Origin of the sequence: Actinoplanes utahensis, from assembly GCF_016862455.1 — a bacterium.
GTDB lineage: Bacteria > Actinomycetota > Actinomycetes > Mycobacteriales > Micromonosporaceae > Actinoplanes > Actinoplanes utahensis.
In genome coordinates, this window is record NZ_BOMZ01000059.1 from 15,032 (window position 1) to 36,376 (window position 21,345).

Genomic DNA, 21,345 nt, shown 5'->3' on the forward strand with positions numbered 1-21,345 from the left:
GAAGCAGTCCTCGTACGATCATGTCCCTTCGATAGCGTTCTGTAAACCGTCAATCTCTCTGAGTGACTATCGCCCTCGCTGTCCGTCGCTTTGGCGGCTTGTGTCGAGATAATCCCGCGATGCCGGATGATGACTTCCTTCGATCGCTCCTACGGGACCAGTGGCACCTCGTCCCGTCCGGAATGACCGGGCTGCCGCTGACCCTGATGTCGCGGGGCTGGGAGTTCACCACGGGCGGTGAACCGCATCTGCTGCTGCTCGCCGAGACCGCGTCCCGGCAGCCCCTGGAGGCCGGCCTGGCGGCGGCGCTGCACCTGCGTGGCACCCGGATCGCCGCCGGGGAACCCGTCCGGACCCTCGGCGGCGCGCTGACCGTGGCGACGCCGGACGGGGCGGCCGCCGTTCTGCGCCGGATCCCGGGCCGCCGCCTGAGCGGCCGGGACCCGATCGACCAGCAGTGGTGGGGCGAGCGCCTGGGCGTCGTACACCAGGCCCTCCGGGATTTCCGGCACCCCGGCCTGCGTCCCTGGCGGCTGCCCGCCCCGGCCACCGCCCATCCGGCAGCCGCGCCCTGGCTCCGCGCCGCGGTCGTCGCGACCACCCGGCTCACCGTGACCGACCAGCTCACCTACGGGGTGCTGCACGGCGATCCGGAGCCGGGGGCGTTCGTGCTGGACCCGGCGACCGGGCGGACCGGGCTGCTGCACTGCGGGGCGAGCGGCACCGGCCCGCTGGTCTACGACGTGGCCGCCGCGGTGGCCTACGCCGGCGGGCCGGAACGCTGCGCCGAGTTGCTCGACGGCTACCGTGCGACCGGGCCGGTCGGCGCCGACGAACTGGACGCCGCCCTGCCCGTGCTGCTGAGACTGCGGTGGGCGATGCTTGCCGACAGTGCCGCGCGCCGGGGGTGCCCGGAGACGCTGACCTCGGCCAGGGAGGCCCTGGAGTCCATGCCCGGATGACGATGGGCGAGGATGGACGGCGATGCCATACCGCTATTTCTACGACTGCGAATTCATCGAGGACGGCCGGACCGTCGATCTGGTCTCGATCGGTGTCGTCGACGAGTTCGGCCGCGAGTTCTACGCGGTCAGCACCGAGTTCGACGACTCCAAGGCCGTGCCCTGGGTGCGCCGCAACGTCCTCGACAAACTGCCCTCACCGTCCGACAAGGCCTGGCGCAGCCGGGAGCGGATCCGCGACGACCTCTACGAGTTCCTCGCCGAGCCGATCCGCGGGCGCGGCGAGCAGATGGAGCTCTGGGCCTGGTACGCGGCGTACGACCACGTCGCGCTCGCCCAGCTCTGGGGCGCGATGCCGGCCCTGCCCCGGGAGATCCCCCGGTTCACCAAGGACCTGCGGCAGCGCTGGGACGACCTGGGCCGCCCGCACCTGCCGGAGATGGCCGGACGGCACGACGCCCTGGTCGACGCCCGGCACAACCTGGCCCGGTGGAACGCTATGACCGCGGCGCAGGCTTGATCGGCGGCACGCATTCGCGCATGACGGCGCGGATGTCGGTGCCGGTCGGCGCGGCTCCCAGCGAGCCGTTGCCGGGCCGCGCCCGCAGGCCGTCGATCATCAGCTCCAGGTAACGCTCGTAGAGGCCCGGCCGGCATCCCTCGCTGTGCTGGGCCATCTCGGTCACCATCGCCATGATGATCGGGAAGTCCTGGAACCCGGCGTCCGCCCGGAGCGTGCCCTCGGCGTGCGCGCGCTCCATGATCTGCTCCAGCAGCGGCACGATCTGCTCGCCGGCCTTCTTGAAATGCTGCTCGTCCATGCTCAGCGCGGCGTCGCGCAGCCCGCGGTCGGCCGCGTGCCAGCGCGCCGACGTCCGCAGGAAGCCGGTCAGGCCCTCCCAGGCCGACGGGGCGGCGAGCGCCTCCTCGGCCAGGGTCACCAGGTCTTCCAGGCGATCGGTGAAGACCGCCTCGATCAGCTCCTCCTTGGTGGGGAAGCGCCGGTAGACGGTGCCGATCCCGACTCCGGCGTGATGGGCCACGTCGTCGAGGGTGGCCGCGAACCCGCGGGCCGCGAAGACCTCGTGGGCGGCGCGCAGGATCCGCTCCCGGTTGCGTTGCGCATCACGTCGCAGGGCCATGTGGCCAAGGGTACAAGTAAGTGGAGGTGATTCCTCAACTTACCCTGCTAGCCTGCCGAAGTGGAGGACGTACCTCAACTTAGCTCCGGAAGGCTCCCCGCATGAGCAGCACCGTTATTGATCGGCCGCCGGCCACCGGACGTGAGGCGGGCCGCTGGTGGGCCCTCGTGGTGCTCGCCCTGGCGCAGCTCATGGTCGTGCTGGATGCCACGATCGTGAACATCGCGCTGCCCACCGCCCAGGCCGACATCGGCTTCGACGACCACGGCCGGCAGTGGGTGGTCACCGGTTACGCCCTCGCCTTCGGCAGCCTGCTGCTGCTCGGCGGCCGGCTCTCCGACTTCTTCGGCCGCAAGCGGATGTTCGTCATCGGCCTGATCGGCTTCGCCCTGGCCTCCGCGCTCGGTGGCGCCGCCGGCAGCCTGGAGCTGCTCATCGTGGCCCGCGCCCTGCAGGGCGTCTTCGGCGCCGCGCTCGCCCCCGCCGCGCTGTCGCTGCTGTCCACCACGTTCACCGAGCCCGCCGAGCGCGGCAAGGCGTTCGGCATCTTCGGCGCCATCTCCGGCGCCGGCGGCGGCATCGGCCTGCTGCTCGGCGGCGTCCTCACCGAGTACGTCTCCTGGCGCTGGTGCCTCTACGTCAACCTGGTGATCGCCGCGATCGCCGTGGCCGGCGCCTTCCTGAAGCTGCGCGACGAACCGGTCCCCGCCCATGGCCGGATCGACGTGCCCGGCACCATCACCGCCGTGGCCGGCCTGGTCGCGCTGGTCTTCGGCCTGGCCAACGCCGAGACCGACGGCTGGACCGACGCGATGACCCTCGGCCCGATCATCGCCGGCCTGGTCCTGCTCACCGTTTTCGTGCTGATCGAGCGCAAGGCCGAGCACCCGCTGCTGCCGCTGCGCGTCGTCCTGGACCGCAACCGCGGTGGCGCGTACGCCTCGGTCGCGATCGCCGGCGCCGGCATGTTCGGCATCTTCCTCTTCCTCACCTACTACCTGGCCGGCATCCTCGGCTTCACCCCGGTCGAGACCGGTCTCGCCTTCCTGCCGATGCTCGCCGGGATCATGCTCACCGCCACCACCGCCGGCTCGATCCTCACCCCGAGGATCGGCCCGCGCCCGCTGGTCCCGCTCGGCGCCCTGATCGCCGCCGGCGGCATGGTCCTGCTGACCCGCCTCGAGCTCGACTCCTCGTACGCCACCGGCGTCCTGCCCGGCCTGATCGTCGTCGGCCTCGGTCTCGGTCTGGTCTTCGCGCCCACCCAGAACGCCGCCACCTCCGGCGTCGAGCACCGGGACGCCGGCGTCGCCTCCGCGATGATCAACACGGTGCAGCAGATCGGCGGTTCCATCGGCACCGCCCTGCTCAGCTCGTTCGCCGCCACCGCCGCTGCCGATCACATGGTCGGCAAGGAGCCGTCCCCGCTGGTCCAGGCGCAGGCCGCGCTGGAGAGCTACCACACGGTGTTCTGGTGGTCGGCCGGCTTCTTCCTGCTCGCCGCCGTGGTCGCCGCGGTCCTCTTCCGCGCCGGGCCGCTCGACGTCGACCCCGACGCCCCGCCCGCCATGGCCCACTGACCTCCGCACGCCCGCAAGGCCCGGCCGCCCCAGGTGGCCGGGCCTTCCGCTTTCCCCGGCTGTTGCGGGACGCTTCGCCGCGCGGTTCCGCACAACCTTCGCTGGTACGCCCGGAGCCGTCCCGAAGAACCATGCCGTCCCCGGACCTCCGCGCGGGGTGGCGGCGGCACCGGGCCGAAGCGCGGCCGCCGGGCTGAAGGCGATGGTCACGGTCACCCCACCGGCGTGTGGGTCGCACCCGGACCACACGCCGGTGGGGCCAGAGCGGGGATCAGCTCAGAGGGAGGCCGTGACCGTAGGGGAAGAGCGGGTCGGCCGAGTCGTTCGGAACGTCCTCGCGCGACGCCTCGACCGCGGCCATCGAGGACGGCAGTTCGAACGGCAGGGTGCCCCTCGACGGGGCACGGCCGAACAGGACGTCCAGCAGCGCCTCGTCGCTGGAGCCGAAGCTGCCGGTGAGCGCCGCCGCTCTGCCCGCGAAGGGCGTCAGGACGGCGGGACGGTCCAGCCACACGTCGACCACGGTCGGCAGGGTGGCGGTGAGCTCCAGCACCGGGGCCAGTTCCTCGTCGGTCCACTCCAGGCGCCCGGCGTGGAAGAACGCCTCGAAACCGACACCGCGCGGGTCGTACGGGGCGGCCCGCCGGACGATCGCCACGTCGGCCGACGCCGGATCGTCGACGACCTTGGCGTAGCCGGCCGCGATCACCGGGTCGACTCCGTCCAGATATACCGAGATCCCCTCGGCCAGCGGAAGGACCGGCGCGGCGATGCCGGAGCCCGGGACGGCGGCCAGGACGGGGCGGTCGGTGAGGACGACGATGGAGTCGCGCTGGGCGGTGAGGCCGGCCGACCGGAAAGCGGGCTGCCCGGCGATCCGGGCGGCGGCTGCCGGGTCCACGAAACGGCGGTCGTCGAAGAGGCCGAGCCGGAACTTGTCGCGCAGGATCCGGCGGGCCGAGACGTCGACCCGGGACTCCGGGAGGCGGCCGTCGGCGACCAGGTCGATGATCAGTTCCGGGCAGTGTTCGCCGCCGAGCTGGTCGGCGCCGGCCTCCAGGATCCTCAGGACGCGGGCGTGCCGGTCCAGGTGCTCGACGCCCCAGGCGCGGGCCGGCATGTCGGTGCCCATGATCACGGCGTCGCTGACCAGGCCCCAGTCGGTGCAGATCACGCCGTCGAAGCCGTACCGCTGCCGCAGCAGGCCCTCGATCACACCGGCGTTGAAGCCGAAGCCGACCTCCTCGTGTTCGGTGTCGACGGGCATCCCGTAGTACGGCATCACCTGCGCGGCCCCGGCCTCGAACGCGGCCTCGAACGGCTTCAGGTGGTAGTCCCACATGCCGCCCGGATACACCTGCTCCCGCCCGTACGCGAAATGCGCGTCCTCGCCGTCCTTCTGCGGCCCGGCGCCGGGGAAGTGCTTGACCATCGCCGCCACCGAGTCCGGGCCGAGCGCGTCACCCTGCAGGCCGAGCACGTACTCGCGGATCAGCGCGGAGACCGTGTCGGCGTCCGAGCCGAGGGTGCCGTTGATCCGGGCCCAGCGCGGCTCGGTGGCGAGGTCGGCCATCGGGTGCAGGGCCACCCGGATGCCGGTGGCCAGGTACTCCTGCCGGACGATGTCGGCGAATCCCCGTACCAGCGAAGGGTCCTTGGTGGCGCCCAGGCCGATCGGCTCCGGCCAGGCGGAGAAGCCGCCCGCCGCGGCGGAGGCCGCGGGGTTGTCGATCACACCGTGGCGAGGATCGCTGGAGACGGTGACCGGGATGCCGTGCCCGACGCCCGCCGCGATCTCCTGGATCCGGTTGTGCCAGGCGGCGAGGCGCTCCGGCGGCACCGGGGCGAACGTCAGGATGTTGACGTGGTTGATCAACTTGTCGCGCAGGAGTGACGACGCGGACGGGATCATCGGGTTCCCGTCGGCGATCGTGCCGTCCGGGTTCACCGCGATCATCGTGTGGAACATCAGGCCCGCCTTCTCCGCCAGGGTGAGGCGGGAGAGCAGGTCGGAGACCCGGTCCTCGATCGGAAGAGCGGGGTTCTGGTACGGGTGCATCGTGCGTTCCTTCGAGAAGAGGGCCGGGCGCCCGGGACGGCCGGGCGCCCGGCGAGCGGGGGAGCGGGGTCAGCGGGCGCCGCGGACCATGCGGACCAGCAGCGACCCGGCGACGGCGACGACCGCACCGGCCAGGAACAGCGCGCTGTAGTTGGCGTCCCCGCCACCGATCGCGAGGATCGGCGCGGCCAGGATCGGCACCAGCGACTGCGGCAGCGCGTTGGCGATGTTGAGCACGCCCATGTCCTTGGCGGCGTCGTCCGGGTCCGGCAGCACGTCGGTGGCGAGCGCCAGGTCGACCGCGAGGTAGACGCCCTGGCCCAGGCCGAAGAGCAGCACCGCGGCGAGGAAGACCGGGAAGGTGCCGGCGTACGCGATCACCGCCAGGGCGACGGCGACGACGATGCCGGAGCCGAGGACGAACGGCTTGCGCCGGCCGGTGCGGTCGGAGAGCAGGCCGCCGGCCGACGAGCCGACGACCAGGCCGACCGTGCTGATCAGGGTGGCGACCAGGATGCCGTTGGCGACGTTGTCGGTGGTGTACCCGAACCGGTCGATCAGCAGGTACGCCTGGTACGTGGTGACGCTGGCGAGGCCCATCCAGATCAGGAAGCGGCTGATGATGTTCCAGACGAAGTCCGGGTGCCGGCGCGGGCTGACGTAGAAGGTGCTCAGGAACTCCTTGAACCGGTACGGGGCGAAGTGTCCCTTCTCGGCCGGCCGGTCCTTCAGGATCGTCACCAGCAGCGCCACCGTGGCGACGCCGATCGCGGACGGCACCGCGAACATCAGAAGCGCGTTCCCGGCCAGGGCCGCCGCCATCGCGCTGCCGAGCAGGATGGCCACCGAGGTCATCAGGCCGAGGATGCCGCTGACCCGGCCCCGCTGGCGGGCGGGGATCTGGTCGGGCAGCAGCGCGGTCAGCGTGGACAGCGTCGCGTTGACCCCGAGCTGGGCCAGCGCCCACCCGGCGGTGAGGACCGGGACACTGCCGCCGAGCGCGACCACCAGCAGGCCGGCGAACCCGGCGAGCATGCCGCCGAGCAGCCACGGCCGCCGCCGGCCGAACCGGGAGGTGGTGCGGTCGGACATGGCGCCGAAGAACGGGTTGCCGATCAGCGCGAGCACGGCCCCGACGGACAGGACGGTGCCGAGGGCGGCGGCCTTGTCGTCCGGGGCGATCTGCGCGACCCGGATCGACATGGTGACCACGACCGGCGTGAGGATCGTCAGGTACGCGCCCAGCTGAGCCAGCGCCATCGCGACGATCAGTCGCGTCGGCGCGTTCGGAGCGGTCGGGACGGTGGCCGGCGGACGGGGTTGGACAGTCGTCATCGCACACCTCGAGAGAAAAAGGGGGAGAGTCACCGGGCCGGCTCCGGTGTTTGTTAACGCCTTGTTTCACTGAAGGTATCGATCCGAAGCGTGCCGAACCAGAGCCTGAAGGGCCTGCTCACGGCCATGATTCGCCGGTGTCTCGCCTTACTCGCGCCGGATTTGCCCGGTACTGCGTGTGACCGGGGTCGCAGTCCCCCGGAAATTATGTCCAGCTTCGGCAAAACTGGCCCGATGGCCGGTCGTCGCGTACATCAGGTCCGCCGGGATCTGCTCCTGGCGGTGGTGCGCGAGACCGGGCGGATCAGCCGGGCTGACCTGACCCGCCGCACCGGGATGGCCCGGATGACGGTCGACGCCCTGGTCACCGAACTGCTCACGGCCGGGCTGCTGGCCGAGGAGGCGGCCGTCGCCGACGGCGCCCGGGCCGGACGTCCGGCCCGGTCCATCACCCTCGGCGTGGCGGCGGGCGGGGTGGTGGGCGCGCTTCTCACCCCCGAGGGGGTACGGGTGGCGGCAGCCGACCTCACCGGCGCCATCCGCTCCGAACGCCACCGCCCCGACCCCGGCCTCGACACCCTCACCACCCTGATCACCGCATGCTCCACCGACATCGGCGGCCGCGTCTGGTCCACCGTCCTCGGCGCGACCGTGGACGCCGCCGTGATCGGCGCGGAACTGCAGCGGCGTCTCGGCCGCCGGGTCATGGTGCGGAACACCGCCGAACTGAGCCTTCTCGGCGAACGGGGCTACGGCATCGCGGCCGGTCACGCCGACGTCTGCCACCTGCGGATCGATGCCGCGATCACCTGCGGCCTGCTGCTCGGCGGGGTGCTGCACCACGGGGGAACCGGCGCGGCCGGCCGGATCGGGCACGTCCAGATGGACGAGATCGGCCCGCTGTGCCGCTGCGGCAACCGTGGCTGCCTGGAGACGATCGCCGCCGTCCCCGCCATCCTGACCGCTGTCGGGCACACCCTGGGCGAGCCGGTCAGCGCCGCCCGCGCCGTCGAACTGGCCCGCTCCGACACCGCCGTCGAACGGATCCTCGCCGACGCCGGTCGCATGATCGGCCGGGTCCTCGCCGATGTCGCCAACACCGTCAACCCGTCCCTCGTCATCCTCGACGGCCCCTTGGTCGATCCGGACGGCCCGATCGTCACCGCGGTCCGCGAAGCCCTCACCCGCTACGCCCAGCCCGAGGTCGCCGCCACCACCGAGATCCACGCCGCCACCCTGGGCGACCGGGCCGCCCTGCTCGGCGCCCTCTGGTCCGGCCTCCGCGCCACCCCGGCCGCCCGCGGCAGCCGAACCCTCGCCCGGAGCACCGGCCCCACCACCTCCGATCAGGCGGGGTCGCCGGCGGACGCCCGCCCGGGTGAGGGCGGGGCGGGGGCCGGAGTGCTCGGGCGCAGGGAACGGGCCGTGCGGCGGGACATCCTCGTGGAGGCGCTGCGGGGGCGCGGGGCGACCGCGCGAAGCGATCTGGTGAAGATCACGCGACTGCCGCGGGCGGCGGTGGCGGATCTGCTGGCCGGGCTGTGCCGGGACGGGATCGTCGAGCGGTGCGCTCCGGCGGAACCCCGGGCGGGACGGCCGTCGCCGCATTTCCGGCTGGCCGCGCCGGAGGCGCTGCTGGTCGGGCTGGCGTTCCAGGGGCCCGGGATCCGGGTGCTGGTGGCCGACGGTTCGGGCGAGATCCGGTACGACGGTTTCCGGGCCGTCCCGCTCGCCCACGACGCGCGGCCGATGATGCGGGAAGCCGGCGGGTTCGTGCGGGAACTGCTGGAACAGCACGGGGACCGGATCGGGGCGGACACCCGGGTCGCGGTCAGCGTGCCCGCGCCGGTGCACCCGGTCACCGGGCAGTTCGGGGCCCGCAGCGTGCTGACGATGTTCTCCGGTTACTCGCCGGGCGAGGAGATCTCGGCGGTTCTCGGGTGCCCGGTCCAGGTGGCCAACAACGGGCATCTCGGGGCGCTGGCCGAGGTTCGGCGCGGTGCCGGCCGGGGCGCCCGGGACATCCTCTTCCTCAGCGCCGACCAGTACCTCAGCGGCGGCCTCGTGGCGGGCGGGCGGATGTACAGCGGGGCGATCGGCTACGCCGGCGAGGTCGGGCACCTCAACGTCCGGGAGATGGGGCCGTTCTGCGGGTGCGGGCGGCGTGGCTGCCTGCGGGCGTTCCTCACCCCGGAGTACTTCGCCGCCCTGCTGGACCGCCGTCCCGCCCCGGGCCCGCCCTCCGAGGACCGGCTGCTCGACCTCGCCGCGAACGGCGACCGGCCGATCCGGCGGGCCCTGCTCGACGCGGGCCGTCTGATCGGCCGTGCGGTGACCCCGCTGGTCTCGGTCTTCAACCCGTCCGTGGTCGTGGTCGGCGGCCGTTTCCTGGCACCCGGCGAGTTCGTGGTCGACGGCGTCCGCGAAGCCCTGCAACGGCACTGCTCACCCTCCGCCGTCGCCGGCCTGACCGTGGTCCCGGCGGCCCTCGGCCCCGACGCCGAGGCCATCGGCGCCCTCGAGTCACTGATCTGACCCGGCCACTCGCCACCGCCGGGCCGCCTCCCGCCGCGGGGTCGCGCGGCCGGGGCGCGGGCCCCGTACGCCGCAAGAAGTGGATCTCGGGTTGCCGTGGGGGTGGTGGGGTAAGTGGGACGGGACGGAAACCGGACCCGAGGAGGCGACATGACCGCGACGGATCAAGAGCGACGGGACAAGGTGAAGGCGCTGGTGGCGGACGCGAAGATCGCCATGCTGACCACGATGACCGAGGACGGCAAGCACGTCAGCCGGCCGATGGCGGTGCAGGACGTGGAGTTCGACGGGGACCTGTGGTTCTTCACCTACGCGGACTCCGACCTGGTCGCGCAGATCGGGGTGCACCCGCAGGTGAACGTCGCGTTCAGCGACTCCAAGCACAACAACTGGATCTCGATCTCCGGTACGGCGGCGCACGTGCAGGACCGGGCCCAGGCGGAGCGGCTGTGGAACCCGTTCCTGAAGGCGTGGTTCCCGGCCGGCCTGGAGACGCCGAACCTGACCCTGGTCAAGGTGAACGCGGAGACCGCGGAGTACTGGGAGGCGGCGCACAGTTCCAAGGTCGTCACTCTCCTCGGGTACGCGAAGGCGGCTGTTACCGGAAAGACGCCGGACGCTGGCGAGAACGAAACCGTCAGGCTTTAGAGGCCGAGTTCCACCGGGATCGGGGCGGCGACTAGAGTGCCGGGTGTGCGGCCCCGCCCCGGACCGGCAACGCAGCCGATGAAAGAAGTCTCCTGGGGCCTCGACGGGCTATCCGCATCTCGCTACCCGATCCAGGGGGAAGAAAAATGCGTATCGGCGTGCTCACCGGTGGCGGCGACTGCCCCGGTCTCAACGCGGTCATCCGTGCCGTCGTCCGTAAGGGTGTGTCCGCTTACGGTCACGAGTTCGTCGGATTCCGCGACGGCTGGAAGGGCCCGCTGGAGGGTCTGACCAAGCCGCTCGGCATCGCTGAGGTCCGTGGCATCCTGCCCCGCGGCGGCACCATCCTCGGCTCCTCGCGCACCAACCCGTTCAAGATCGAGGGTGGCGTCGAGAAGATCAAGGCCAACCTGGCCGAGCAGGGCGTCGACGCGCTCGTCGCGATCGGCGGCGAGGACACCCTGGGTGTCGCCACCAAGCTGGCCGAGCTGGGCGTCAACGTGGTCGGCGTGCCGAAGACCATCGACAACGACCTGAACGGCACCGACTACACCTTCGGCTTCGACACCGCGGTCAACATCGCGATGGAGGCCATCGACCGGCTGCACACCACCGCCGAGTCGCACCACCGCACCCTGGTCGTCGAGGTCATGGGCCGGCACGCCGGCTGGATCGCGCTGCACGCCGGCCTCGCCGGTGGCGCCAACGTCATCCTGCTGCCGGAGCGCCAGTTCGACGTCGAGCAGGTCGCGACGTACGTGACCAAGCGCTTCCAGGTCGAGTACGCGCCGATCGTCGTCGTCGCCGAGGGCGCTCAGCCGCTCGACGGCCAGATGGTCCTGCACAACCAGGAGCTGGACAGCTTCGGTCACGTCCGCCTCGGCGGCATCGGCCAGTGGCTGGCCGAGCAGCTGGAGGAGAAGACCGGCAAGGAGGCTCGTACGGTCGTCCTCGGTCACATCCAGCGCGGTGGCACCCCGACCGCGTTCGACCGGGTCCTGTCGACCCGTTTCGGCCTGCAGGCGATCGACGCCGTGCACGAGGGCGACTTCGGCAAGATGGTGGCGCTGCGCGGCACCGACGTCGTCCGGATCCCGCTGATCGAGGGCACCGGCGAGCTGAAGACCGTTCCGCTCGAGCGTTACGAAGAGGCCGAGGTCTTCTTCGGCAGCTGACCCGTCCGGGTCGTCGGCTGGTTCGCGCTGCTGTCCCGGGTCATCCGGAAGAGCAGCGCGGGCCGGCTTGTCCTTTTCTGCGCTGTTCCGGGGCGGCCGGTGGCAGCGTTCTCTGCCGTCGCGGCGGGGCTGCGGCGCCGTCGAGGAGTCTGCGTTGCCCAAGCACATCGTCGCGGTCATCGGAGCCGGCAAGATGGGCGAGACGGTCCTGTCCGGGCTGCTGCGCTCCGGCTGGCCCCCCGACCGGCTGCTGGTCACCACCCGCCGTGAGGCCCGCGGCGCCGAGCTCGCCGAGCGCTACGGTGTCGCCGTCGTCGACAACGCCACCGCGGTGCGGAACGCCGACATCCTGGCGATCGGGGTCAAACCGCAGGACGCCGGCGCTGTTCTCGACGACATCGGTGGCCGGGTGCCCGCCGGCACGCTCGTCGTGTCGCTCTGCGCCGGCCTGCCCACCGCGTTCTTCGCCGCCCGGCTGCCCGAGGGCACCCCGGTCGTGCGGGTCATGACGAACACGCCGGCGCTCGTCGACGAGGCGATGACCGCGATCTCCGCGGGCGCCCACGCCACCGACGCGCACCTGGCCGTCGCCGAGGAGATGTTCGCGCCGCTCGGCCGGACGGTCCGGGTGCCGGAGTACCAGCAGGACGCGGTCACGGCGATCTCCGGCTCCGGCCCGGCCTACTTCTATCTGATCGTCGAAGCCATGATCGACGCAGGTGTCCTGCTCGGTCTGCCGCGGCAGACCGCGCACGAGCTGGTCGTGCAGACCGCCCTCGGCTCGGCGGTGATGCTGCGTGACTCCGGCGAGCACCCGGTCAAGCTCCGCGAGGCGGTCACCTCCCCGGCGGGCACGACCATCGCCGCCATCCACGAGCTGGAGAAGCACGGCGTCCGCGCGGCCCTGATGGGCGCCTTGGAGGCGGCCCGCGACCGCGCCCGGGAGATCGCCGACCAGGCGAAGTAGCCGGTACTAGTACCGCGGACGGAGACGGTGGGCGGCCGCTCGCCGAGGTTCCGTCCGCGGGTGGATGGCGGCGGGCCGGCACGCGCCGAGACTGGGCGGACCCTCAGCGAAAGCAGGTCCGTTCCGTGTTCGCCACGCTCTCCGATCGCACCGCGTCGATCGTCTTCGTCCTGCTGACCCTCGGCATCGCCCTCGGCACCGCCGACGTCGCGGGAGGGCTGATACTGGCCTTCTCGCCACTGCTCGTCGTACTGCTGATGCTTCTGGTCGTCACCCGGGAAGGCTACCGGCGCGACGGCTGGCGCCGGCTGGGGATGGGCCGGCTGGGGCTGCGCCACTGGCCGCTGACGATCGCCACCACCGCGGGTGTCTGCCTGCTCGCGACCGCGGCGACGGTCGCGCTCGGCATCGCCCGGCCGGTCGTCCCGCAGGGGCCGTGGCCGGCCGATCTGCTCGCTCTGTGCGTCGCCGGTCCGATCCTGGCGTTCGCGGAGGAGATCGGCTGGCGCGGTTACCTGCAACCGCGGCTCGCCTTCCTGGGCGAACGGGCGGCGATGCTCACCGTCGGGGTGGTCTGGATCGGCTGGCACCTCCCGTACATCCTCCTCACGCCGTACTACCACAGCGAGGGCAACCGGTTCCTGGTGCTCACGCTGTTCAGCGGCACCGTGATCGCCTTCTCGTTCCTGATTGGCCACCTGCGGACCATGTCGGGCAGCGTGTGGCCCGCCGTGCTGGCGCACTTCGCGCACAATGCCACCTTCGCCGCGCTGACCATCCCGATCGCCACCGACCAGCCCGTGCTGGTCGACGAGTACCTCAGCGGCGACACCGGGTTGTTCGTGCTCCTCGGCACCGCCGCGTGCGCTGCCGCGATCGGGGTCAGCCGGGCGCGGGCGGGCCGTCCGCGGGTTCCAGCGACTGCGCGAGGATGACAGCCTGCACCCGGTCGCGTACCTCCAGTTTGCGCAGCACCGAGCCGACGTGGGTCTTGACGGTGGATTCGGCCACGTGCAGCCGTACGGCGATCTCGGTGTTGGTCAGCCCCAGCCCGATCGCCGCGAGGATCTCCCGCTCGCGGGCGGTGAGCCTGGCCAGAGCGGACGGCGCGGCGGGCGGCCGGCCGGCGGCGGGATTCGGCGCCCCCAGGACGAAGGAGTCGATCAGGCGCCGGACCAGCCGCGGGGAGACGGGCGACTCGCCGGCCGCCGCGGCCCGGATCGCCGTCAGCAGCTCGGCGGGGCCGGCGTCCTTGACCAGATATCCGGACGCGCCGGCGCGCAGCGCGTCGACCAGCAGGTCGTCGGAGTCGAACGTCGTCAGCATGACGACCCGCGGCGGGTTCGCGGAGGACAGGAGCCGTCTGGTGGTCTCCACCCCGTCGAGGCCGGGCATCCGGATGTCCATCAGGACGACGTCGGCGTGGTGTCCCGGCTGCCGCAGCGCGTCGAGTGCCGCCTGCCCGTCACCCGCCGTCCCGACCACCCGCAGATCCGGGGTGGCGTCGAGGATCATCGCGAAGCCGGCGCGGACGAGCTCCTGATCGTCGACGAGGAAGACCCGGATCGGCGGGGACGGGCTCATCGGCGCGCTCCCGGCGGTGCGACCGGGACGACGGCCTCGACACCGAACCCGCCGCCGGGACGGGGACCGGCCGTCAGCACACCGTCCAGGGCGCGCAGCCGCTCCCGCATCCCGCCCAGCCCGTGACCCGGCCCGTCGACGGCCACGCCGGACGCGCCGGCGCCGTCGTCGGCGACGCGCACCCGCACCGCCTCCGATGTCCACTCGACCGCCACCCGTGCCGTGGCCCGGGCGCCCGCATGCTTCAGCACGTTCGTCAGTGACTCCCGGACCACCCGGAGCACCGCGAAGCGCACCGCGGCGGGCGCCCGCTCGAACACGGCCGGGTCGGCGCGGACCTCGACGGGCAGCCCGGCGGCCCGGACCGCGGCGACGAGCCGCTCCAGATCGGACAGGCACACCGGCGGCCCGCCCGGGTCGTCCGCCGCTTCGGGGTCCCGCAGCACATCGATGACGCCGCGCACCTCGGTGAGCGCGGTCCGCGCGGTCCGGGCGATCGTGGCGAGGGCGGTGCGGGCATCGGCACGGTCCCACGGCCGGGCGTGCTCGGCGGCGTACTCCGCCCCGTCCGCCTGCACGATGACGACGGTGAGCGAGTGGGCGACGATGTCGTGGATCTCCCGGGCGGCCGCGACCCGCTCCCGCTGGGCCAGGAACCGCACGCGCTGCAGCCGGCCCTCCTCCAACCGCGCGTACGCCTCGCCGAGCGCTCTCATGTTGGTCTCGCGACCCCGCACGACGTTGCCGATCAGCCAGATCAGCCCGGCGAAGACGGCGAGGAACACGGCGATGACGAGGGCGTTGCGGGTGTACTCCGGCTCGGTGCTCCACCGGAAGCCGGCGGCCAGACACCCGGCCAGCGCCGTGGCCAGCGCGCACAGCCGCACGGGCAGCGACGCCACGTGTGCGGCGACCGTGTAGATCACCAGCGCCTGGGCGATGTTGGCCGGCAGCGGGATGGGCAGCACCGCGAGCTGGAGCCCGAAGACCGCGGTCGACCAGACCAGCAGAGCGACCGGCTGCCGGCGGCGCAGGGCGAGGGGAAGGATGGTCGCGGTCGCGACGACCAGCCCGGCCGGACCGCCGACGAGCACGCCCGGGAGGCCGAACACCAGCCAGATCACGCCGGCGAGGGAGCCGTCCACCAGCAGCGGCCGGGCCCGGGCCCAGCGGTCCAGCCGGGCTGCCAGGGTGGTGTCCTGTTCCACAGTCCTCCCGCCCCGTGCCGACCCGGCCGGCCACAGCTTAGCCACGGCCCGCGACGTCCAGCGGGCGGGCAAGCGCGGGCCGGGGGTGGCGGTGAGCGCCGGATCCGGCCCGGTGGCCGCGCTGCGGTCCAGGCCGTCGCCGGCGGCGTACCGGAGAAGGGTCTTCTCAATACCAGATGGCGATGCGGCTGCCGTTCTCCTCCTCGGGCGGGCTGGGGTGGGAGAGGGCGGAGCCGGTGGCGACGCGGTGGGCGGTCCAGGCGACGGCGGCGGCGTCCAGGATGTCGTCGGGTGGGGCCTGGCCGGCGGGGCCGAGCCGGTCCGGCAGGACGATGCCGTTGCGGGCCAGCAGCTCGCGGCGGCGGGCCTGGCCGCTCCATGTCTTCTTGGCGTGTGCCAGCGGTTCGCCGGCCATGGTGCGGAAGGACAGCTCCGGGTGGGCCTCGAAGAGCAGCCCGGGATGGCGTTCCCAGATGGCGTTGGCTTCGAGCAGCTTGGGCCGCAGCGCCCAGGACTGCCGGGACAGCCCGGCGCCGGTGAGCTCCCGGCAGAGCCGGTTGGCGGAGGCGAAGTCGGGCTCCTGCCAGACCGGGCGTGGCGGCACCCGGAAGACGCTGCCGCGGCGCGGGCCGAGCTGGTCCGCGGCGAGGGTGTCGGCGGCGCGCCAGCGGTCCGGGAGCATGCCGAGGGGGATGTCCACACCGATCACGGCGGCACCGGAGCTGCCGGCGACGATCTCGTAGAGGGTGGCCGCGAGGATCGCGCGGCCGAAGGCGCCGTCGCGCAGCTCGACGCCGACCCAGCCGAGCGCGTACGCGTCGACCCCGATCACGTGGATGCTCATCAGTGCGGCAGCAGCTTCTCGATCGTCGCGATCAGCTCGGCGTCGCCGGGTGCGGTGCCGGGGGAGAAACGGGCGGCGACCGTGCCGTCGGGGGCGACGACGAACTTCTCGAAGTTCCACTCGACGTCGTCGCCGGAGCCGACCAGCTCCCGGTAGAGCGGGTGCCGGCCCGGTCCGTTGACCTCCACCTTCTCGGTCACCGGGAAGGTGACCCCGTAATCGACCCGGCAGAACTCGTCGATCTCCGCGGCGGTGCCCGGCTCCTGGCCGCCGAACTGGTCGCACGGCACGCCGACCAGCACGAGCCCGCGGTCGCGGTAGGTCTCGTAGAGGTCCTGAAGTCCGGTGTACTGCGGGGTCAGGCCGCATCGTGAGGCCACATTGACCACCAGGACGACCGATCCGCGGTAACGGTCCAATTCGGTCGCGCCGCCGGTGAGGGCGCCAATGCTGACGTCGAAGATGGTCATGACCGAAGACTACCGGCCGTGTCCGCACGATTGCACCCCGTCGCGGCGCGCACAGTGCTGTTAAAGAAACCTTAAAGCTGTTCACCTGGCTTGACTGTTGTTAATCGATGTGACTACGGTCTCTTCATCCCTCTCTTTGGAAAGTTTCCTAACTGTTTGAGGAGACGTCCCCGTGCACAAAACCACCCGCCGGGCGCTGTTCGCCGGCACGGTCGTGATCGCGGCGAGTGTCGCGGTTCCCGCCGTGTCCGCGTCCGCAGCCGCAGCCGCCGCATGTGCCCCCGCATGGAGTTCGACCACCGCCTATGTGAAGGACAACGTCGCCTCACAGAACGGCCACAACTACACCGCCAAGTGGTGGACGCAGGGCGAGTCGCCGGCCACCAACAGCACTCAGTGGGCCGTCTGGATCGACAACGGCGTCTGCGGGGGCGGCACCACGCCGCCCACCACCCCGCCGACCACGCCGCCCACGACGCCGCCGACCACACCCCCGACCACGCCGCCCACGACGCCGCCGACCAACCCCGGTGACAAGTGGGTCGTCGGCTACTTCGCGGAGTGGGGCGTCTACGGGCGCGGCTACCACGTGAAGAACATCGACACGTCCGGCTCGGCCGCCAAGCTGACCCACATCCTGTACGCGTTCGCCAACACCACCGGCGGCAAGTGCAGCATCGGCGACTCCTACGCCGACTACGAGAAGGCGTACACCGCCGCGGAGAGCGTCGACGGCGTCGCGGACACCTGGGACCAGCCGCTGCGTGGCTCGTTCAACCAGCTCCGCAAGCTCAAGGCGAAGTACCCGCACCTCAAGGTGATCTACTCGGTCGGCGGCTGGACCTGGTCCGGTGGCTTCTCCGAGGCCGCCAAGAACCCGGCCGCCTTCGCCGACTCCTGTCACAAGCTGGTCGAGGACCCGCGCTGGGCGGACGTCTTCGACGGCATCGACATCGACTGGGAGTACCCGAACGCCTGCGGCCTGACCTGCGACACGAGCGGCCCGAACGCGTTCAACAACGTGATCACCGCGCTGCGTGGCAAGTTCGGCTCGAACGCTCTGATCACGGCAGCCATCACCGCCGACGGCAGCAACGGCGGCAAGATCGACGCCACCGACTACGCCACCGCGGCGCAGAAGATGGACAAGATCTTCCCGATGACGTACGACTACTTCGGCGCCTTCGCCGCGCAGGGCCCGACGGCTCCGCACTCGCCGCTGACCTCGTACGCCGGCATCCCGCAGGCCGGCTTCAACTCCGACGCCGCCGTGCAGAAGCTGAAGAGCAAGGGTGTTCCGGCCAGCAAGATCCTGCTGGGCATCGGCTTCTACGGCCGTGGCTGGACCGGCGTCACCCAGGCGGCCCCGGGCGGCTCGGCGACCGGCGCGGCGCCCGGCACCTACGAGGCGGGCATCGAGGACTACAAGGTCCTCAAGACCAAGTGCCCGGCCACCAGCACGATCGCCGGCACGGCGTACGCGCTCTGCGGCAACAACTGGTGGAGCTACGACACCCCGTCGACCATCGCCGGCAAGATGACCTACGCGAAGAACCAGGGTCTCGGCGGCGCGTTCTTCTGGGAGCTCTCCGGTGACACCACCAACGGTGAGCTGATCAGCGCGATCAAGAGCAACCTGTAAAGCCCACAGTGAAAGAGAGGGGCACCGGCCGCAAGGTCGGTGCCCCTCTTCCGTACGCTTTCCGCATGCGTCGTGAGTGGCATCAGCTCAGTCACCCCGGGGTGGGCAACCCTGCTCTGCAGACGTCCCGCCCGTCCACCGACTCCGCCGAGGACGAGGCCCTCGGCCTGGACCACTGGCGCAGCCTGCCGCGTGTCCAGATGCCGCCCTGGCCGGACATGGGCGAGGTCGCCGAGGTCTGCAAGGTCCTCGACAACGTGCCGTCGATCGTCGCGCCCTACGAGGTCGACCAGCTGCGGCACCGGCTCGCCGAGGTGTGCGAGGGCCGGGCGTTCCTTCTTCAGGGCGGCGACTGCGCCGAGACGTTCGCCGACAACACCGAGAGCCACCTGCTGGCCGGCGCGCGGACCCTGCTGCAGATGGCCGTCGTGCTGACGTACGGCGCGTCGATGCCGGTGGTCAAGGTGGCCCGGGTCGCGGGCCAGTACACCAAGCCCCGCTCCTCGCCGACCGACGCGCTCGGCCTCCCGGCGTACCGGGGCGACCTGATCAACTCGCTGGACGCGAACGAGGCGGCCCGGGTCGCCGACCCGCAGCGGATGATCCGGGCGTACGCGAACTCCGCCGCCGCCATGAACATGCTCCGGGCGTACCTCTCCGGTGGCCTCGCCGACCTGCACGGCCTCCACGACTGGAACAAGGACTTCGTCCGCGCCTCCCCGGCCGGCGAGCGGTACGAGGCGATCGCCCGCGAGATCGACCGGGCCCTCGACTTCATCCGCGCCTGCGGCATGACCGACAGCGAGGCGCTGCGCACGGTCAGCCTGTACTGCTCGCACGAGGCCCTCGCCCTGGAGTACGACCGGGCGCTGACCCGCGTCTCCGACGGCCGGGCGTACGGGCTGTCCGGCCACTTCCTGTGGATCGGCGAGCGGACCCGCCAGCTCGACCACGCGCACATCGACTTCATCAGCCGGATCGCCAACCCGATCGGCGTCAAGATCGGCCCCGGCACGGAGCCCGCGACCGCGATCGAGCTGTGCGAGAAGCTGAACCCGGACAACATCCCCGGCCGGCTCACCCTGATCAGCCGGATGGGCAACGGCAAGGTCCGCGACGTGCTGCCGCCGATCGTGGAGAAGGTGCACGCCTCCGGCGCCAAGGTCGTCTGGCAGTGCGACCCGATGCACGGCAACACCCACGAGTCGTCGAACGGCTACAAGACCCGGCATTTCGACCGGGTGGTCGACGAGGTTCTCGGCTACTTCGAGGTGCACCGCGGCCTCGGCACCCACCCGGGCGGCATCCACGTCGAGCTGACCGGCGAGGACGTCACCGAGTGCCTCGGCGGCGCCCAGGGCATCGAGGACCTCGACCTGCCCGGCCGCTACGAGACCGCCTGCGACCCGCGGCTCAACACCCAGCAGAGTCTGGAGCTGGCGTTCCTGGTCGCCGAGATGCTTCGTGGCTGACCTGCGTTCGGACACCGTGACCCGGCCGACCGCCGGGATGCGGGAGGCGATGGCGAAGGCGGCGGTCGGCGACGACGTGTTCGGCGACGACCCGACCGTCAACGAGCTGGAGGCGTACGTCGCCGGCCTGTTCGGGCACGAGGCGGCGCTGTTCGCACCGTCCGGCACGATGGCCAACCAGATCGCGATGCAGCTCGTCGTCCCGGCCGGTGGCGAGCTGCTGGCCGGCGGCGACGCGCACGTCGTCACCTACGAGCTGGGCGCCGGCGCCTGGTACGGCGGCATCCAGACCCGGACCTGGGGTTCCGACGGCGCCGACCTGGACGCCGAGCGGATCGCCGGCATGATCCGGCCGGCCGGCTACCCCTCGGTGCCGACGTCGGCGATCGCCGTCGAGCAGACCCACAACCTCGGCGGCGGCGGGGTCGTCCCGCTCGCCACCCTCAAGGACCTGCGGGCCGTCACCCAGGCTCAGGGGGTGGCGCTGCACTGCGACGGCGCCCGGATCTGGCACGCCCACGTCGCCGACGGGGTGACCCTCGCCGAGTACGGCGCGCTCTTCGACACCCTGTCCGTCTGCCTGTCCAAGGGACTCGGCGCGCCGGTCGGCTCGCTGGTCGTCGGCAGCCGGGAACGGATCGCCCGGGCTCGGGTCATCCGCAAACGGATGGGCGGCGGCATGCGGCAGGCCGGCATCCTCGCCGCGGCCGGGCGGTACGCGCTCGACCACCACGTCCGGCGGCTCACCGAGGACCACGAGCGGGCCCGGATCATCGCCGAGGCCCTCGCCGGGTTCGGGGTGGTCGATCCGGAGAGGGTGCGGACGAACCTCGTACCGCTGGATCTGTCGAAGCACGACCTGGACGCGCCCACGCTCACCGCACGCGCCGCCGAACGCGGCGTGCTGATCTCCGCGATGCTCCCGCGCACCGCACGGCTGGTCACCCACCTGGACCTCGACGACGAGGCGATGGACCAGGCCATCGAGGTCCTCAGCGAACTGCTGGCCTGATCGCCCGGTCGGCGGCGGCCCGGACGAAACCGCGGATGATCGGGTGCGGGTCCGTCCCGTCCCCGGCGAGTTCCGGCTGAAAGAGCGTGGCCAGGTAGAACGGGTGGTCCGGGAGCTCCGCGGCCCGGACCGCGCCGGTCTCGTCGTGGCCGGTGAAACGCATCCCGCCGGCGGCGAGGGCGTCCAGGTGGGCTTCCGAGACGCCGTACGAGCAGTGGTAGCGCTCCACCGTGCGGGACGTCCCGAGCAGCCGTTCGATCAGGGACCCGGCGGTCAGGTCGACTGTCGCCTCGTGCCCGGCCAGCGAACAGGCCAGGGCGACGATCAGCGCCTCCCCGTCGTCCGCGCCGTACTCGGCGTGGTGCGCGCCGGTCAGGCCGCAGACGTCGCGGGCGAACTCCAGCATGGCGTGCTGGAAACCGCCGCAGGTGCCGAGGAACGGGATGCCGCCGGTACGCGCGACGCGAGCCGTGGCCAGGGCGCCGTCGACGCTGCGGTACGGGCTGCCCGGCACCATCCAGATCCCGTCGAACCCGTGCAGCACCGCGGGATCCTCGGCATCCGGCGTGGGAATCCAGTAGGCGTCCAGATCGCCTTCCTCGCGCAGCACGTCGAGCAGGGCGGAGATGCGGGTGTGGGCGCGGACGGCCGGTGACCGGTCCCCGACCAGGGCAATCGTGATCATGTGCCAAGTCTTCGGGATCGCCGCG

19 protein-coding genes are annotated in these 21,345 nt (G+C 72.0%); 11 read left to right on the plus strand and 8 right to left on the minus strand.

Annotated features, from left to right (window positions below; translation table 11 throughout):
* Positions 1-119 precede the first annotated feature (119 nt).
* Both Aut01nite_RS21680 and Aut01nite_RS21685 read left to right on the plus strand, forming a co-directional pair.
* Positions 120-962, plus strand: coding sequence for a phosphotransferase enzyme family protein (locus tag Aut01nite_RS21680; RefSeq protein WP_043523869.1), 843 nt, complete (start codon positions 120-122; stop codon positions 960-962).
* A gap of 22 nt (positions 963-984) precedes the next feature.
* Entirely contained in the window at positions 985-1,482 is a 498-nt protein-coding gene (locus Aut01nite_RS21685) for a polyadenylate-specific 3'-exoribonuclease AS (protein ID WP_043523868.1), read from the plus strand.
* Here Aut01nite_RS21685 and Aut01nite_RS21690 read toward each other — a convergent pair.
* Positions 1,460-2,104, minus strand: coding sequence for a TetR/AcrR family transcriptional regulator (locus Aut01nite_RS21690; RefSeq protein WP_043523867.1), 645 nt, complete (start codon positions 2,102-2,104; stop codon positions 1,460-1,462). The two genes, Aut01nite_RS21685 and Aut01nite_RS21690, sit on opposite strands and share 23 nt — an antisense overlap.
* Before the next feature lie 101 nt (positions 2,105-2,205).
* Here Aut01nite_RS21690 and Aut01nite_RS21695 point away from each other — a divergent pair, with 101 nt between their 5' ends.
* Positions 2,206-3,684, plus strand: coding sequence for an MFS transporter (locus tag Aut01nite_RS21695; protein WP_052163460.1), 1,479 nt, complete (start codon positions 2,206-2,208; stop codon positions 3,682-3,684).
* Positions 3,685-3,955: 271 nt separating this feature from the next.
* On the opposite strand, the gene Aut01nite_RS21700 is transcribed toward Aut01nite_RS21695, so the two are convergent.
* Complete coding sequence (locus tag Aut01nite_RS21700) at positions 3,956-5,743, minus strand: glycoside hydrolase family 3 protein (RefSeq protein ID WP_043523866.1); 1,788 nt, start codon at positions 5,741-5,743, stop codon at positions 3,956-3,958.
* Between the two features lie 69 nt (positions 5,744-5,812).
* Positions 5,813-7,078: an MFS transporter gene (locus Aut01nite_RS21705; protein WP_204037620.1), complete on the minus strand. Its 1,266-nt coding sequence runs from the start codon at positions 7,076-7,078 to the stop codon at positions 5,813-5,815.
* Positions 7,079-7,312: 234 nt separating this feature from the next.
* Here Aut01nite_RS21705 and Aut01nite_RS21710 point away from each other — a divergent pair, with 234 nt between their 5' ends.
* The 5 genes from Aut01nite_RS21710 to Aut01nite_RS21730 all read left to right on the plus strand — a co-directional run bounded on the left by Aut01nite_RS21710 (position 7,313) and on the right by Aut01nite_RS21730 (position 13,338).
* Positions 7,313-9,613 (plus strand): ROK family protein, encoded by a 2,301-nt coding sequence (locus Aut01nite_RS21710; protein ID WP_052163459.1) that lies wholly within the window; start codon positions 7,313-7,315, stop codon positions 9,611-9,613.
* Between the two features lie 150 nt (positions 9,614-9,763).
* The gene (locus Aut01nite_RS21715) at positions 9,764-10,261 is read left to right on the plus strand and encodes a pyridoxamine 5'-phosphate oxidase family protein (protein ID WP_043523865.1); all 498 of its coding nucleotides are present in this window, start codon (positions 9,764-9,766) and stop codon (positions 10,259-10,261) included.
* Between the two features lie 146 nt (positions 10,262-10,407).
* Positions 10,408-11,436 (plus strand): 6-phosphofructokinase, encoded by a 1,029-nt coding sequence (locus Aut01nite_RS21720; protein ID WP_043523864.1) that lies wholly within the window; start codon positions 10,408-10,410, stop codon positions 11,434-11,436.
* 154 nt (positions 11,437-11,590) lie between these two features.
* On the plus strand, positions 11,591-12,403 hold the full coding sequence (gene proC / locus Aut01nite_RS21725) for a pyrroline-5-carboxylate reductase (RefSeq protein WP_043523863.1): 813 nt from the start codon (positions 11,591-11,593) through the stop codon (positions 12,401-12,403).
* A 125-nt stretch (positions 12,404-12,528) separates the two neighbouring features.
* A complete protein-coding gene (locus Aut01nite_RS21730; protein WP_052163458.1) occupies positions 12,529-13,338 on the plus strand; it encodes a CPBP family intramembrane glutamic endopeptidase in 810 nt (269 codons plus the stop codon).
* Here the strand turns inward: Aut01nite_RS21730 and Aut01nite_RS21735 are convergent.
* The 4 genes from Aut01nite_RS21735 to Aut01nite_RS21750 form a co-directional block, all read right to left on the minus strand.
* The gene (locus Aut01nite_RS21735) at positions 13,286-13,987 is read right to left on the minus strand and encodes a response regulator (protein WP_052163457.1); all 702 of its coding nucleotides are present in this window, start codon (positions 13,985-13,987) and stop codon (positions 13,286-13,288) included. The genes Aut01nite_RS21730 and Aut01nite_RS21735 overlap by 53 nt on opposite strands.
* Positions 13,984-15,195 (minus strand): sensor histidine kinase, encoded by a 1,212-nt coding sequence (locus Aut01nite_RS21740; RefSeq protein ID WP_043523862.1) that lies wholly within the window; start codon positions 15,193-15,195, stop codon positions 13,984-13,986. The genes Aut01nite_RS21735 and Aut01nite_RS21740 overlap by 4 nt, the downstream gene beginning before the upstream one ends.
* A 166-nt stretch (positions 15,196-15,361) precedes the next feature.
* Positions 15,362-16,039, minus strand: a complete 678-nt coding sequence (locus Aut01nite_RS21745) for a DUF429 domain-containing protein (RefSeq protein ID WP_043523861.1) — start codon at positions 16,037-16,039, stop codon at positions 15,362-15,364.
* Positions 16,039-16,509, minus strand: coding sequence for a glutathione peroxidase (locus Aut01nite_RS21750; RefSeq protein ID WP_043523860.1), 471 nt, complete (start codon positions 16,507-16,509; stop codon positions 16,039-16,041). The genes Aut01nite_RS21745 and Aut01nite_RS21750 overlap by 1 nt, the downstream gene beginning before the upstream one ends.
* Before the next feature lie 172 nt (positions 16,510-16,681).
* On the opposite strand from Aut01nite_RS21750, the gene Aut01nite_RS21755 reads away from it, so the two are divergent.
* The 3 genes from Aut01nite_RS21755 to Aut01nite_RS21765 all read left to right on the plus strand — a co-directional run bounded on the left by Aut01nite_RS21755 (position 16,682) and on the right by Aut01nite_RS21765 (position 20,635).
* Positions 16,682-18,151 carry a glycosyl hydrolase family 18 protein gene (locus tag Aut01nite_RS21755; protein ID WP_043523859.1) on the plus strand — a complete coding sequence of 490 codons (1,470 nt, stop codon included), beginning with the start codon at positions 16,682-16,684 and terminating at the stop codon, positions 18,149-18,151.
* Positions 18,152-18,216: 65 nt separating this feature from the next.
* Positions 18,217-19,623 carry a class II 3-deoxy-7-phosphoheptulonate synthase gene (locus Aut01nite_RS21760; RefSeq protein ID WP_043523935.1) on the plus strand — a complete coding sequence of 469 codons (1,407 nt, stop codon included), beginning with the start codon at positions 18,217-18,219 and terminating at the stop codon, positions 19,621-19,623.
* Entirely contained in the window at positions 19,616-20,635 is a 1,020-nt protein-coding gene (locus Aut01nite_RS21765; protein WP_043523858.1) for a threonine aldolase family protein, read from the plus strand. Before Aut01nite_RS21760 ends, Aut01nite_RS21765 begins: the two co-directional genes overlap by 8 nt.
* On the opposite strand, the gene Aut01nite_RS21770 is transcribed toward Aut01nite_RS21765, so the two are convergent.
* Positions 20,616-21,320, minus strand: coding sequence for a CTP synthase C-terminal region-related (seleno)protein (locus Aut01nite_RS21770; RefSeq protein WP_043523934.1), 705 nt, complete (start codon positions 21,318-21,320; stop codon positions 20,616-20,618). The genes Aut01nite_RS21765 and Aut01nite_RS21770 overlap by 20 nt on opposite strands.
* Positions 21,321-21,345: the final 25 nt, after the last annotated feature.

Bases quoted from the DNA above. Each gene is read 5' to 3' on its own strand.
- Aut01nite_RS21705 (WP_204037620.1), bottom strand. From the start codon at position 7,078: ATGACGACTGTCCAACCCCGTCCGCCGGCCACCGTCCCGACCGCTCCG.
- Aut01nite_RS21750 (WP_043523860.1), bottom strand. From the start codon at position 16,509: ATGACCATCTTCGACGTCAGCATTGGCGCCCTCACCGGCGGCGCGACC.
- Aut01nite_RS21700 (WP_043523866.1), bottom strand. From the start codon at position 5,743: ATGCACCCGTACCAGAACCCCGCTCTTCCGATCGAGGACCGGGTCTCC.
- Aut01nite_RS21770 (WP_043523934.1), bottom strand. From the start codon at position 21,320: ATGATCACGATTGCCCTGGTCGGGGACCGGTCACCGGCCGTCCGCGCC.
- Aut01nite_RS21685 (WP_043523868.1), top strand. From the start codon at position 985: ATGCCATACCGCTATTTCTACGACTGCGAATTCATCGAGGACGGCCGG.
- Aut01nite_RS21710 (WP_052163459.1), top strand. From the start codon at position 7,313: ATGGCCGGTCGTCGCGTACATCAGGTCCGCCGGGATCTGCTCCTGGCG.
- Aut01nite_RS21745 (WP_043523861.1), bottom strand. From the start codon at position 16,039: ATGAGCATCCACGTGATCGGGGTCGACGCGTACGCGCTCGGCTGGGTC.
- Aut01nite_RS21715 (WP_043523865.1), top strand. From the start codon at position 9,764: ATGACCGCGACGGATCAAGAGCGACGGGACAAGGTGAAGGCGCTGGTG.
- Aut01nite_RS21690 (WP_043523867.1), bottom strand. From the start codon at position 2,104: ATGGCCCTGCGACGTGATGCGCAACGCAACCGGGAGCGGATCCTGCGC.
- Aut01nite_RS21695 (WP_052163460.1), top strand. From the start codon at position 2,206: ATGAGCAGCACCGTTATTGATCGGCCGCCGGCCACCGGACGTGAGGCG.
- Aut01nite_RS21720 (WP_043523864.1), top strand. From the start codon at position 10,408: ATGCGTATCGGCGTGCTCACCGGTGGCGGCGACTGCCCCGGTCTCAAC.
- Aut01nite_RS21680 (WP_043523869.1), top strand. From the start codon at position 120: ATGCCGGATGATGACTTCCTTCGATCGCTCCTACGGGACCAGTGGCAC.
- Aut01nite_RS21735 (WP_052163457.1), bottom strand. From the start codon at position 13,987: ATGAGCCCGTCCCCGCCGATCCGGGTCTTCCTCGTCGACGATCAGGAG.
- Aut01nite_RS21760 (WP_043523935.1), top strand. From the start codon at position 18,217: ATGCGTCGTGAGTGGCATCAGCTCAGTCACCCCGGGGTGGGCAACCCT.